The organism is Allokutzneria oryzae (assembly GCF_042429765.1).
Classification (GTDB): Bacteria; Actinomycetota; Actinomycetes; order Mycobacteriales; family Pseudonocardiaceae; genus Allokutzneria; species Allokutzneria oryzae.
Map to the genome: position 1 here is coordinate 1 of NZ_JBHLZU010000021.1, position 12,652 is coordinate 12,652.

The 12,652-nt window shown below is 70.5% G+C and carries 10 protein-coding genes; 1 reads left to right on the forward strand and 9 read right to left on the reverse strand.

Annotation, left to right across the window (positions count from 1 at the left end; genetic code table 11):
• The 6 genes from ACFFQA_RS26445 to ACFFQA_RS26470 form a co-directional block, all read right to left on the reverse strand.
• The coding region (locus ACFFQA_RS26445; RefSeq protein WP_377857742.1) for a DUF222 domain-containing protein at positions 1-463 on the reverse strand (463 nt) is incomplete at its 3' end.
• 460 nt (positions 464-923) lie between these two features.
• Positions 924-2,471 (reverse strand): alpha/beta fold hydrolase, encoded by a 1,548-nt coding sequence (locus tag ACFFQA_RS26450; RefSeq protein WP_377857745.1) that lies wholly within the window; start codon positions 2,469-2,471, stop codon positions 924-926.
• Between the two features lie 108 nt (positions 2,472-2,579).
• On the reverse strand, positions 2,580-3,842 hold the full coding sequence (locus tag ACFFQA_RS26455; RefSeq protein WP_377857749.1) for a family 16 glycosylhydrolase: 1,263 nt from the start codon (positions 3,840-3,842) through the stop codon (positions 2,580-2,582).
• A 201-nt stretch (positions 3,843-4,043) separates the two neighbouring features.
• The gene (locus ACFFQA_RS26460) at positions 4,044-4,886 is read right to left on the reverse strand and encodes an alpha/beta fold hydrolase (RefSeq protein ID WP_377857753.1); all 843 of its coding nucleotides are present in this window, start codon (positions 4,884-4,886) and stop codon (positions 4,044-4,046) included.
• The gene (locus ACFFQA_RS26465; RefSeq protein WP_377857757.1) at positions 4,886-5,365 is read right to left on the reverse strand and encodes a VOC family protein; all 480 of its coding nucleotides are present in this window, start codon (positions 5,363-5,365) and stop codon (positions 4,886-4,888) included. Before ACFFQA_RS26465 ends, ACFFQA_RS26460 begins: the two co-directional genes overlap by 1 nt.
• Before the next feature lie 20 nt (positions 5,366-5,385).
• Positions 5,386-6,165, reverse strand: a complete 780-nt coding sequence (locus ACFFQA_RS26470) for an SDR family oxidoreductase (RefSeq protein WP_377857760.1) — start codon at positions 6,163-6,165, stop codon at positions 5,386-5,388.
• 202 nt (positions 6,166-6,367) lie between these two features.
• Here ACFFQA_RS26470 and ACFFQA_RS26475 point away from each other — a divergent pair, with 202 nt between their 5' ends.
• Entirely contained in the window at positions 6,368-6,802 is a 435-nt protein-coding gene (locus tag ACFFQA_RS26475) for an OsmC family peroxiredoxin (RefSeq protein WP_377857763.1), read from the forward strand.
• Between the two features lie 24 nt (positions 6,803-6,826).
• On the opposite strand, the gene ACFFQA_RS26480 is transcribed toward ACFFQA_RS26475, so the two are convergent.
• The 3 genes from ACFFQA_RS26480 to ACFFQA_RS26490 are packed head-to-tail and all read right to left on the reverse strand — an operon-like array spanning position 6,827 to position 11,748.
• On the reverse strand, positions 6,827-9,307 hold the full coding sequence (locus ACFFQA_RS26480; RefSeq protein WP_377857767.1) for an Hsp70 family protein: 2,481 nt from the start codon (positions 9,305-9,307) through the stop codon (positions 6,827-6,829).
• Entirely contained in the window at positions 9,304-9,669 is a 366-nt protein-coding gene (locus ACFFQA_RS26485; RefSeq protein ID WP_377857770.1) for a hypothetical protein, read from the reverse strand. Before ACFFQA_RS26485 ends, ACFFQA_RS26480 begins: the two co-directional genes overlap by 4 nt.
• 21 nt (positions 9,670-9,690) lie before the next feature.
• Positions 9,691-11,748: a hypothetical protein gene (locus tag ACFFQA_RS26490; protein ID WP_377857774.1), complete on the reverse strand. Its 2,058-nt coding sequence runs from the start codon at positions 11,746-11,748 to the stop codon at positions 9,691-9,693.
• Positions 11,749-12,652 lie beyond the last annotated feature (904 nt).

Consider the following 12,652-nt stretch of genomic DNA (forward strand, 5'->3'; position numbering starts at 1 on the left):
GTTTTCCGGCCTTCTGGAGTTCTTTGTGGTTGAGGAACCGGGCCTGCTCGGCCAGGACTTTCTCGGCGTCGTCGGTGACCTCGACCGGGAGGGTGGCGGGGAGGGCGCGGAGGACGTCGGAGACCGCGAGGGCGTGGTCGAGGGTGATCGCACCCTCCCGCAGGGCTTGCTGGGTTTCGGGGAGGGCGGGGAGTTCGTGGACGAGACGGCCGCGTCGGCGGGCTTCGTGCGGGGTCAGGTTGAGCGCGCCGCGCAGCAGGGCGGCGATGTCGCGGCAGCCGTGCCGGGTGTGCAGGCTGCGCTGCTCGGCCTGGGTCGCTAACTCGTGGGAGACGGCGGTGATGAGCCGGGAGGCTTTCTCCAGGGCCTGCAACATGGGCAGGATCTCGGCTTCGGGCATCTGGTTCGAACGGCCGGACGCGAGGTGCTCCGACAAGTGATCGATGTAGTCGTGGGTGTCCATGGGGGTTCACCTCCTTTCGGTTTCCATTGAACTCGAACACGTGATCGACAGCAAAGCGCGAGCGGGTGAAACCGTTGGGGTGAAAGGGAAATCGGAGACGCGGCACTCCCCAACCGGGTGACGGGACCGTACCCGAGCGGCGAGATTGCCAGAACGCCCCGGACCCGGTCCTCCAACGAACCGCTTGACGACGCGACCAGGACCGGCCGAGAGACGGCCGCACACACGGTCCCGCTCGCGGACAGGACTCCGTCAACGAGGCAGGCAACGATCACCTCGGCGACACAGTCACTGCACGGGCAAACCCGTTGGAGCGAAAGGGAAACCGAAGACACACCACTCCCCAACCGGGCGACGGGACGGCACCCAAGCGGCGAGACGGGACGGCACCCGAGCGGCGAGACGGACGCGGGGCCTCGGCATTGCCGAGGCCCCGCGACTGCCACTGCACGAGCGCGGGCTATCTGGCCCGCGAGGTTGCCAGGACGTCTCGGATCCGGTCCTCCAGCGAACCGCTTGACGACGCGGCCGGGACCGGGCGAGGGGCGGCCGCACACGCGGTTCCGTTCGCGGGCAGGACTCCGTCGACTAGGTAGGCGTCGATCACCTTGGTGACGCAGTCGTTGCGCGCGTAGTGCCCGTGCACTCCACTGTCTACAACGGACACGAGGCGGTAGCCCATTCGCGATGCCATCACGGGGCCGCCCGCGTATCCCGTCACCGGGTCGTGGTCCCCTTGCACCACAAGGCCCGTCGGGTAACCCGCACGGCGCAGGTTCACCATCGGCTCGGGTGGGGTGAACGACCGGAACGCGCATTCCGAGGCTGCTGCGGCGTGCGCACCGCGTCCGTAGGGGTAGATCGCCGCGAAGTGGCGCATCTGGTCGGCGTAGAGCCGCGTGTCACGCGACCAGTCCGCCTCGCACGTCACCGTGGCGAACGCGCCGGAGTGCAGCAGTCCCAATCCGATCCGGAGATCGTCGAGCATCAGGCCGATCGCCTTCGCGGTGTCCAGGTCCAGCGTTCCCGACGCCGCCGCGTCGCGCACCTTCTTGATGGTCGCGGCGAACACGTCCCACGCCGCGCGGTTCGGGGTCTGCGATCCCAGCACGATGTCCAAGGCGTTGCGGTCGATCGGGTGCGGCGCGCCCTGGACCACCAACGGCTTCCGCGCGAGCCGCTGCCCGAGGTTGTCCATTGTGGACTGAACTGCCGTCGCCGTTGCGCCGAAACCGTACTGGGCGTCGTGCTCAGCGGCCCATGCCGACCAGGTGCGGAAGTTCTGGCGGGCGGACACCGCCTGCTGCTTGGCCTGCTCGTAGTACAGCCAGTCCGGGTTCATCGAGGAGTCGAAGACGCTGCGGTTCATCCGGTGCGGGAACAGCGAGCCGTAGACCGCTCCGAGGTACGTCCCGTACGAGAAGCCGAGATAGTTGATCTTCTTGCCGCCCAGGGCGGCCCGGATGACGTCCATGTCGCGTGCGGCGTTCGGCGTGTTGATGTGCCGCCGGACCGCGCCTCCCGCCTGCTGGCACGCGCGCTCGCGACGCCGCGCGTCCAGGGTGTACTGCCGGATCTGCTCCTCGGTCGGCCTGGTGACCGGAAGACCGGGCTCCGGACCGGTGCCGCAGTCCAGCAGGGAGCTCCCGGTTCCCCTCGGGTTGAAGCCGACGACCTCGAACTTCGCCGCGATCGCGTTGTCCTTGAACGCCATCGGCAGGCCGATGCCCTCGCCGCCGGGGCCGCCGGGGTTGAGCAGCAGGAGCTCCCGCCCCTTGCCGCCCGTCGCCTTCAGCCTGCTCACGTCGATCGTGAGGCTGCCGGAAGCCGGGGCGCGGTAGTCCAGGGGCACGTCGAGCTTGGCGCACTCCAGCTCCGCCGGGAGCTGGGAACAGGCTCCCCAGGTCACCGCGGGGACGGGGTGCGCGAGCGCCGGGCTCGCCGTCACCAGCACCGCGGCCCCCACGCACAGTACGAGCGCCCGTGTCTTTCTCAGTCTGTTCAGCACAGTCGCTCTCTCCCTGTCAGCACAACAACAGGGGCATGTTACCCAAAAGAGACCTGCCGCTTTTCCCTTCTACAGCAGGGAAAAGCGGCAGATTACGTTCTTTCGGACCTAGCGCGGAACGCTCCACTTCTGGTTCGCGGCGCCCGAGCAGGACCACACCTGCAACCGGGTGCCGTTGGCGGAGTTGTTGCCCGTCACGTCCAGGCACCTGTTCCCCGAGATGCTGACGATGTCCCCCGCCGCGGGCGTCGCCCACTGCTGGTTCGCTCCGCCGTGGCAGTCCCACAACACCACTGCCGCACCGTCGTTGGCGCCGTTGTTGTTCACGTCGAGGCACTTGCCCAGTGCGCGGATCGTGCCGTCGGAGGCGACGGTCCAGTTCTGCGCGGCGTTGCCGTTGCAGTCATGGAGCTGGATCGGCGTTCCGTTGGCGTTGTTGGCGTTCGCCACGTCGACGCACTTGCCCGCGAGGCCGGTGATCCGGCCGGTCGGGCCGGTCGGGCTGCCACCTCCGCCGTTGCCGTCCGTGACGCGGACGTAGTCCACGACCAGCTGCTGCGGGAAGACCGTGCTGGCGTTGGGGTCACCCGGCCAGTAGCCGCCGACGGCCAGGTTGAGGATCAGGAAGAACGGGTGGTCGAAGACCCACTGGCGGCCGCCGAGGTCGGCAGGAGTGCGCGTCTGGTAGGCGTTCCCGTCGACGTACCAGGTGATCCGGTTCGGCGCCCAGTCGACGGCGTAGGTGTGGAAGCCGTCGGAGAAGTTGGGGCCGTTGTAGGCGGCGCCGATGCCCCCGGAGCCGGAGTAGCCGGGGCCGTGCAGCGTGCCGTGCACGGTGTTCGGCTCGAAGCCGACGTTCTCCATGATGTCGATCTCACCGGCCTGCGGCCAGCCGACACTGCCCATGTTGTTGCCCAGCATCCAGAACGCCGGCCACATGCCCTGGCCGCGCGGGAGCTTCATCCGCGCCTCGAAACGGCCGTACGCCTGGGTGAACCGGCCCGCGGTGTTCAGTCGCGCCGAGGTGTACTCGCACCGGCCGTACCAGCACTGGTAGTTGCCGGGGTTCTCCTTGCGGGCGGTGATGACCAGGTTGCCAGCACCGTCGTGCACCGCGTTGCTGGTGCTGTTGGTGTAGTACTGCCGCTCGTGGTTGTTGACGTTGTCGCCGGTCTCCAGCTGCCATTTCGAGCCGTCGACCGGGGTGCCCGCCGGGGCGTTGAACTCGTCGGAGAAGGTCGTCGCCATGGTCGTCGGCCCGCTGGCGGGAGCCGGGTTGGCGGCCTGGGCGGTGCCGCCCAGTGCGAGTGCCAGCACGGCGACCATGGCCGCACCGGCGCGGAACGCGCGCGCAGGGAGTTTCGTTGACATCACGCTCGCCTCTCATGCAGGGACCCAGGACGCTCCGCGGGGGCGGAGGCGTCCGTGGACACCACTGAGGCGGCAGTCAGCGGTGACTACGGGACAGGAGCCCGGCGAGGTGCAGGGGCCGCCGGGCTCGTGCGTGATCGGGAGTATGTCCGGCCGGGACCGCCAAGGGCAATACCCGTGGCGGAACCGGTTCCGGGCAGTTCAGCGGGCCAGGTGCGCCAGCAGCTCGGGGATCACCTCGTCCGGCGCCTCCTCCGGCAGCCAGTGGCTGGCGCCGGTCAGCTCGACGAAGCGGTAGGGCGCGTCGACGAAGGCCTCCGTGCGGTGCGCGGCCTCGCGGCCGAGCGCCACGTCCTCGCTGCCCCAGAGGTAGAGCGTGGGCACGGTGGTCCGCCCCGCCGGGATGCGGAGCTGGTCGTTGGCGGCGCGGTACCAGTTCAGCGTCGCGGTCAGCGCTCCCGGCTCGGACAGCCGCCGCACGTTCTCCTCGACCAGGTGCGCGGGAACCCGCCCGCCGTAGGCGGCGCGCAGCCGCTGGGCGTCGTCGGCGAGCAGCGACTGCTCGGCGAGACCGCCCGGCTGCCGGAAGAACCGGACGTAGTCGACCCGGCGGGACTGGTCCTCGGAGCTGGCGATCACCTCGCCGAGCGCCTCCGGGTGCGGCGTCGCGAGCACCGACAGCGTGACCAGCCGGTCCGGGTGCGCTCCGGCGACCGCCCACGCCACGATGCCGCCCCAGTCGTGGGCGACGAGGTGGAACCGTTGCGCGCCAAGGGCGTCAGCGAAGGCGATCACATCGGAGACGAGGTGCTCCACGTGGTATTCGGCGATCTCCCGCGGTCGCGCGCCCGGCGAGTAGCCGCGCTGGTCCACCGCCACCGCGCGGTATCCGGCGTCCGCGAGGGCGTTGATCTCCTCGGTCCAGCAGTCGGCGAACTCCGGCCAGCCGTGCAGGAGCAACACCAGCTGCCCGTCCCTCGGTCCGGCCGCGAGCGCGTCGTACTCGTGCTCGCCGACCGCGATGGTGAACCTGTCCAACGACATCACTTCTCCTCCGGGAGCCAGGGCAGGGCGATCCGGTGCTGGGGGTCGAGAACCTCTTGCAGCTCAACGATGTTGCCGTCCGGGTCGTGACCGTAGGCGGTCCAGACGCCGGGGAAGACCTCCTGCGGCTCGCTGTTGAACGGCACCCCGGCCGCGCTGAGCCGCTCGTACTCGCCGTGGATGTCCGTGACGTCAAGGCAGAAGTGCGTGACGCCCGGCTCGTGCGGCTTCAGCTCGGCGTTGGGCCTGCCGGGCTCGGGGGTGAAGTACTGGAACAGCTCGACGTAGGCGTTCCCCTTGCGCAGCATGAGGCTTCGCGCCGAGGTGCCGGTCAGGCCGGTGACCTGGTCGGCTGCCTTGTTGCCCGGTTCCCACCGGTAGTCGGTGACGACCTCGCACCCGATCAGGTCGAGGTAGAACGGCAGGATGGCTTCGATGTCCTTCGTGGCCACACCGACGTGGTGGACTCCGCGGATCATGACTTCGTCTCCCTGGGTGGTCAGATCTTGGCGCGCAGGTCGGCGAGCCAGCCCTCGTGGTCGGCGCCCTTGAACGCCATCCGCTGTGCGACATCGGGGTGCGGCAGAATCAGCAGCCGCTCGGCGTCCATACCGTCCACAACGGACTGGGCGACGTCCTCCGGGTCGATCAGCCCGGCCGCGGCGACCACAGTGGACGCTCCTTCGGTCTGTCCCATGGCGGCGTCGAGCATCTGCGTCCGCACGGCCTGCGGGCACACGCACGAGACGCGGATCCCCTCGTTGCCGTAGGTGATCGAGAGCCACTCGGCGAGCGCGACGGCCGCGTGCTTGGTGACCGTGTAGGGCAGCGCGGAGGGCTGGGTGAGCAGACCGGCGGCGGAGGCGGTGTTCAGCAGGTAGCCCTCGCCCGCCTCGCGCATCTGCGGCAGAACCGCGCGGGAGGCCCAGACGTGCGCCATGACGTGGATGCGCCACAACGAGTCCCAGTCCTCGTCGGTGGTCTCCAGCGGGCCACCGGCGGGGCCGGTGACCCCGGCGTTGGAGAAGAAGACATCGATGCGGCCGTTGGTGTCGTTGGCGTGGCGGACGAGGTCCTTGACGTCGGACTCGACACCGGCGTCGAACCGGCGGGCGGTCACGGTCGGCCCGGCGACCTCGGCGGTGGCCTGCGCGCCCGCGAGGTCGTAGTCGGCGGCGACGACGGCGCGAGCGCCCTCAGCGACGAAGCGGTGCACGAGAGCGCGGCCGATGCCACCGGCGGCGCCGGTGACCACGATGTGCTTTCCCTGGATCTTCACGACCGCGAAGCTAGGGCGTGCCGCGCCCGCGACCGCGCGGTCCCGGACAGGAGCAACCGTGCGGTTGTCAGTGGGGGACACCCGCTCGAAGGACACGGTCGGAGACGCACGTCACTCCTTCGTTGAGTTGTGCGCGATGTAAACGCGGGCTATGTTTTCCCTCGTCCGCCGAACACCGACCCACTCACTCAGGAGGCACCCCATGCCGAGCCGCGACGCCACCACCCACTGGGAAGGCGGACTCCAGAACGGCAAGGGCACCGTCACGTTCGACTCGTCCAACGCGGGCCAGTTCGACGTGTCGTTCCCGACCCGCGCGGGCAACCCGGACGGCCAGACCAGCCCGGAGGAGCTCATCGCCGCCGCGCACTCCTCCTGCCTGGCGATGAACCTCTCCGGCGTGCTCGGCGCCAACGACCTGGTCGCCGACTCCATCGACGTCAGCGCCGAGGTCACCCTCGGGCCGGAGGCCGGCGGCGGCTTCCGGATCAGCGGCATCGCGCTGACCGTGCGCGCCACGGTGCCCGGCGTGGACGCCGAGAAGTTCGCCGAGCTCGCCAAGCTCGCCGAGAGCACCTGCCCGGTGACCAAGGCGCTCTCCGGCACCACCATCACCCTCGACGCCGCCCTGAACTGACCGCGGCGGCAGGACCGGGTCCGCTCAGCGGGCCCGGTCCACCGTGCTGAACGGGTCCGGCGGCAGCGGCGGTTCCGGGAGCAGGTCGCGCAGCTGCATGTTCACCCCGCGCAGCCGGTTCAGCTCGCCGCCGTCCACGGCGGCGTGGCCATCGGCGATCAGCCGGTCGGCGTGCGGGCCGTTGCGCATCTCGCCCCGCATCTCGGCCAGGCTGTGGAAGAAGTGCACCTGGAGCACGCCGGTGCGGTCCAGCACTCGCATCACGTGCAGCCGCAGCTCCTCCATCCGCTGCCGCAGCAGGTCCGCCTCCCTGGACTCGATCGCCGCGTTGATCGCGTCCTCGTAGAGCGGGAGGTCGTCGCGGTCGGACTGCTCGCCGTAGGTGGCGATCATGTCGCGGGCCTCGGCGACCATGCCGCGCGCCTCGCCGACCAGCTCCGGCCACGCCAGCTCGTCCTCGACGTCGTCGATCGCCACCCGCAGGTCAAGCAGCCTGCGCTCCGCGGCGGTCGCCGCGTCCGGATCGGCCTTCGCCGCCCGCACCAGCGACTCCACGTCGTGCACGATCCGCTCGCTGTCGATCCGCGCGATCAGCACGTCCGCGACCGGGTTGCCCAGCACGCGCTGGCGTTCGCGGACCGTGGCCAGCCGCTCGCGCTCCAGGTCGGCCGCGCGCGCCAGGCTCTGCTGGCTCGGCGCGAACTCCGTGCGCAGGTTCACCGTGTCCTGGAACTCCTCGTCCAGGATCGGCACGTAGGCGCTGGCCTTGATCAGCCGGGACTCGTCGACCTCGATGGTGAAGACCACCTCGCTGCCCACCGGCACCGCGCGGTCGACCCGCTCCGTGCCGAACTCCAGCCGCCCGATGCGGCGGTTGCGGTCGGCGCGCTGGTACTCCCCTTCCAGCACCGGGATCCGGATCAGCCCGCCGCCCTGTCCGCCGCGCACCGCGACCGTGGTGCGCAGCGTCACCGTGCGGCGCGCGGGCAGACCGGTCCCGCGCTCCAGCAACCACAGCGTCTGGTTGCCGTCCAGGCCGACGCCGATCGAGTGGGTCAGCGGCGGCTCGGTCTCCACCGCGCCGACCGTGTAGGTGATCCGGTCCGGCTCGACCTCGCGGCGCGCGCCCGTGCTGTCGGTCAGCTCGACCGCGAAGGTGTTGAGCCGCCCCGGTTCCGCCCACAGCGAGGCCGCGAACAGGCCCGCGTCGGTGACGGTGATCCGGCCGCTGCGCCACGGCGGGCGGGTCTCGGAGTTGACCAGCTCCACCGACAGCCCCGGCTCCGCCGGTTCGACCCGGCCCGCGACCAGCGGCTCGGTGTCGGGGCCGACCGGCTGGTACTCGAAGCGCACCGCGAAGCCGCCCGCGGCCGGGGCGGGCGCGCCCAGGTCGGGGATCCGCTGGGTGCCCGCGAAGATCGCCGCTCCCCTGGCGACCACGGTCATCGGGTCCTGTCCGAAGTCCAGCGGGACCCCGAGCCCGTGCTTCGGGTCGGCGAGCCGCTCGCGCAGGTACGGCGTCAAGGTCGGCCCGCCGACCAGGATGACCTTCTCGATGTCGGCCGGGCCGAGCTCGCGCTCCCGCAACGCCTTGTGGCACAGGTTGATCGAGCGCACCAGCAGGGGCTCGGCCAGCCGCTCGACATCGGCGCGGGTCAGCTCGTGGTCGAACTCCACCCGCCTGCCGTCGGCGTCCTCCAGCTCGACCAGGATGTTCGCTGTGTCCACTCTGGACAGTCGGATCTTCGCCGTCTCCGCGGCGAGCTTGAGCTTGTTGACCGCCGCGAACCACCTGGGGTCGCCGCGCCGGAGCCCGGACAGCGCGGGCACCTGCCGGACCGCCGCGGGGACCAGCAGCTCCTCCACGATCTTCCAGTCGATCAGCTTGCCGCCGAGGAAGTTGTCACCGCGGTCGTTGACCACCGAGAACTCGCCGTCGCGCAGCTGGATGACGGCCGCGTCGAACGTGCCGCCGCCGAGGTCGTAGACCAGCCAGAGCGCGTTGTCCTCCGCGGCCTGGAACCCGTAGGCCAGCGCCGCGGCGGTGGGCTCCTGCAACAGCGGGGAGAACGACAGCCCGGCCAGCCGCGCGGCGCGGCGGGTGGCGTCGCAGGAGTTCATGTCGAAGGCGGCGGGCACGGTGACCACCGCGGCCCCGATCTCCTCGCCGGTGCGCTGGCGGACGTCGGCCCGCAGCGACTTGAGCACCTCGGCGGAGAGCTCCTCCGGGGTCAGCTCCCTGCCGCTGGTCTCGAACCGCTTGGCCGCGCCCGAGGTTCCCATGCGCAGCTTGAACTCCATGCACGTGTTGCCGGGGTCGAGCTCGGCGCGGTCACGGGCGGCCCTGCCGACGTAGAGCCGCTCGCGGCGGTCGATCCACACCGCCGATGGCGTGGTCTGGTCACCGTCGTTGTTCTTGAGCACCTCGGTGTCCACGCCGCGCAGCAACGCCACGGCGCTGTTGGTGGTACCGAGGTCGATGCCGACGTCGACCGTGCCGCTCACCGCTCACCCTCCGCCGTGCTCTCGCTGACCGGGGTCCCGACGATGACCTCGCCCATGCCGATCACCTTGCCGTGCAGGTAGATCGTGGGCCGGACGGTCTCCACGATGGTCTCCCGCGCCAACCCGGGACGGGGCTGGAAGGCCAGCACCCGGATCGCCAGGCCGGGGTCGAAACCCTGGTCGCGGTAGGACTGGACCTCGATCCCGGCCTCGGCGAGCGCGTCCATCGCGGTCTGCGCGTGCCGCCGCGCCGGCGAGCTCTCATCGGCGAGCTTGGTGCTCAGCCGCCACACCGCCGTGGCGACGTCGGCCAGCGAACGGGACTCCACCTGGACCGTGCGGGGGGTGGGTTGGACAGCCATGGTTCTCCTCGCGAACAGGGGCTAGAGACCGGGTGGGCGCGCGCCGATCCGCCAGCCCAGCGCTTCCAGGTGCTGGATCGGCGGGAACCCCGACACCGACGCGTTCAGGTGCGACAACCGCCGCGCCGCCCTGCGCTGCCGCGCGGTGATCAGGGCGCCGTAGACGGCGAACAGCACGAAGACGAAGACGAGCACGAACAGCACGACCAGGACCACGGCGGTGTCCGAGGTGATGAGCCACCCGGCACCGATGACCAGCGCGGGCACGCCGAGCAGCGGGATCGGCGCGGCCACCCAGCCGGAGTCGAGCCAGTCCTTCTTGTTGTGCTCGGCGAAGCAGCCGATGCAGCGCGGCACCGGCACCGTGGCGGTCTTCCACGTCACCCTCGGCAGGGCGGAGTGGTCGACCTCGCCGTGCAGCGCGGCCTCGAAGGTGGTGCCGTCATGGGCCTTGCCCCGGCAGAACCAGCAGTCCGTGCCGTGTCCGCCCCGCACCACCTCGATCGCCTGCTCGATCGCCGACCTCACCTCGGCGCCGACGGCGACCCCCAGCGCGCTGCCGAGCCCCGCGATCGTGGCCTCGTCGTCGCCGGTCGCGCCGTGGTAGGAGCCCAGGCAGCTGACCACGCACAGCGCCACCCCGTCCAGGCACTCGCGGTAGTGCGCGTCCAGCGGGTCCACGCGCTCCGCCAGGACGGTCAGGGTCGGCCGGACCACGGCGAGCAGGCTCTCGGCGATCCGCGCGCCCTCCTCCGGCAGCGCGGCGGCGCGGGCGGCGGCGTCCTCGCAGTGCTCGCCGAGCACGTTGGAGCCCGCCGCGACGAAGCTGGGCTCGATCGCGGCGCGCACCTGGCGGCTGACGGCGATGTCCAGCACCTCTTCCAACTGCTCGAACGCGTCGCCGAAGTCGTGCCCCGCGTTGACGTAGCGGATCACGCAGGTGTTGACCGACAACGCCACCGCGTCGGCGGCGGCGCCGAAGGCGGCTGAGCCCTCGCCCAGCGCCAGCCGAAGTGCGCGCAGCAGCGGCTCCACCTGCTCCAGCATCGTGTCGACGGCCTCGGAGCCGTCCTCAGGATCGGCGGCCGTGACCTGCTCGGCGTGCTGGCAGGCCGCCCGGATGCGGGAGGTGAGGTGCCTGGTCGCGGCCGCGAGCGCCTCGGTGACCGTGTCGGCGGCGAACCCCGACCGGCGCAGGGACTCCAGGTGCGCGCGGGCGGTCCGCTCGTCACCCGCCTCGGCGGCGCGGACCGTCAGCGTCGCCTGCGGGGCGAGCAGCGCCCTCGGCAGCTCCGCGCGGATGGTGTCCACCGTCCGCTGGCTCAGCCTGCGGTCGTCGAGCTGGGCCACGCGCTGCTCGATCCATTGCCAGCACTCGGTTTCGTCCAGCACCGCGTTCCAGTACTCGTACGCGCGCCGCCACAGCGCCGGGTCCGCGTCGTGCCCGGCGTCCAACGCTTGGGCATGTGCCAGTACGGCGGCGTCGTGCAGGGCCGGACCGCTGTCCTCGGCTTGCTCCGACTGCCTTTCCCAGAACCAGAAAACCTCTTCGACGATCCGTCTCGTGGGGTCGCGGACGATGCTCAGCGCCTCACGGACGGCCGCGGGCTCGGGTGCGGGCACCGGCGGCAGCGGGCTGGAGGTGACCGTGACGGGGGCACCGAGCCGCTCGGCGGCGCGCAGGTGCTCACCACGGCGGCGCAGGTCGCGCGCGGTGGCGTCGACGGGAAGACCGCTGAGCCGGAAAGCGTTGCGGCGGTAGAGATCCGGGTTGGCCACCGGCTCCAGCAGCTTCGGCTCGGCCGCCGCCAGCGGCGGCATCGCCGGGCCGCCGAGCCTGCGCGCGGCCACCCGGGCGTGCAGCGGATGCCCCGAGTCGACGGCGTCGCGGTAGGCCGAGCGAGCGCCCCCCAGATCGCCGAGCGCGGCGAGCACACCGCCGAGCCGGACCGCCGCTGCGGGCGCGTACTCCTCGTCACCGGTCTCGATCGCCTTGTCGTACAACGCCTTCGCCCCGCGAAGATCACCAGAGGCTTCCAGGTCGACGGCGGTGCCGAACAGCTGCTGCGCCGATTCCACGCGCTCTCCCTCGGGTCCTCAGGTTCTCGACCACGTCCAGTGGCCGCCCCGAGGCCGGTCCGAGTCTTACCGGCGCCGCGCGGTTCGATCAACGCCTCCCGGGGACATCGGCCAAGCCGTGACCAACTCAATCCCGAATCGGAACGGCGATCACGCTGCCGCACACCCGTTCCACCCCGTTCTCATGATCGACTTTCCCGCCATCCGGACAAGGTGACGAACACCCCAGCGCGGCCGCGCGGGCACACCCGGTCGTTGCGCGGCCGTTGCCGCTCCGTTGCGCAAGGCCGGATCCGTGACCGTTCCGTAGTCCCGGCGCGAGTGGATTGGTACCGGTGAATTCATTGACAATGATCGCCTCGAATGAGCACGAGTCGAATTTTGTCGGGCATTGCGGGCCTTCGGCCTTTTCCGCCCCGACGCGCGTCCCATCAGGTGGGAGAAAACCGGCCGCAGTTGCTCCACCTGTGCTATCGCGCTACGCCGGACGTCTGCGGGACGGGACGTGGACGTGCGGCCGTCCGGCCGGTCACCGGTCCGCACGGGCGGACACCCCCGAGGAGCTACGGAAGCGTTTCGGGAAAGCGCACGCAGAACCGAATGGCACGACTACGCCAAATATGTCCGTACACCTTGCGGAAAATGTGGTACTAAAGTCAGACCAAGGCTGTTACTTTGGTACCACCGGCCGGTCGGCCGATTCGAATACTTCATCGACGACAGTCCGGTCGAAGCCTGACTACCGGACAGTAACTTCACTCGAAATGAACCCTCGTCACCCGTCGGAGCAGGACGTTACAGGAAAAACGTCGCCGATAGGGTGAATAGTGGTGACCCCGGTCAAACCTCGGACTACAACTCTTCACCCTGTTGACATTGCATTCGGCAATAGTTCCTCGAATGC

What these genes read in the sequence shown, in the direction of transcription:
- ACFFQA_RS26455 (WP_377857749.1), bottom strand. Translation starts at nt 3,842, where the DNA reads ATGTCAACGAAACTCCCTGCGCGCGCGTTCCGCGCCGGTGCGGCCATG.
- ACFFQA_RS26460 (WP_377857753.1), bottom strand. Translation starts at nt 4,886, where the DNA reads ATGTCGTTGGACAGGTTCACCATCGCGGTCGGCGAGCACGAGTACGAC.
- ACFFQA_RS26465 (WP_377857757.1), bottom strand. Translation starts at nt 5,365, where the DNA reads ATGATCCGCGGAGTCCACCACGTCGGTGTGGCCACGAAGGACATCGAA.
- ACFFQA_RS26475 (WP_377857763.1), top strand. Translation starts at nt 6,368, where the DNA reads ATGCCGAGCCGCGACGCCACCACCCACTGGGAAGGCGGACTCCAGAAC.
- ACFFQA_RS26485 (WP_377857770.1), bottom strand. Translation starts at nt 9,669, where the DNA reads ATGGCTGTCCAACCCACCCCCCGCACGGTCCAGGTGGAGTCCCGTTCG.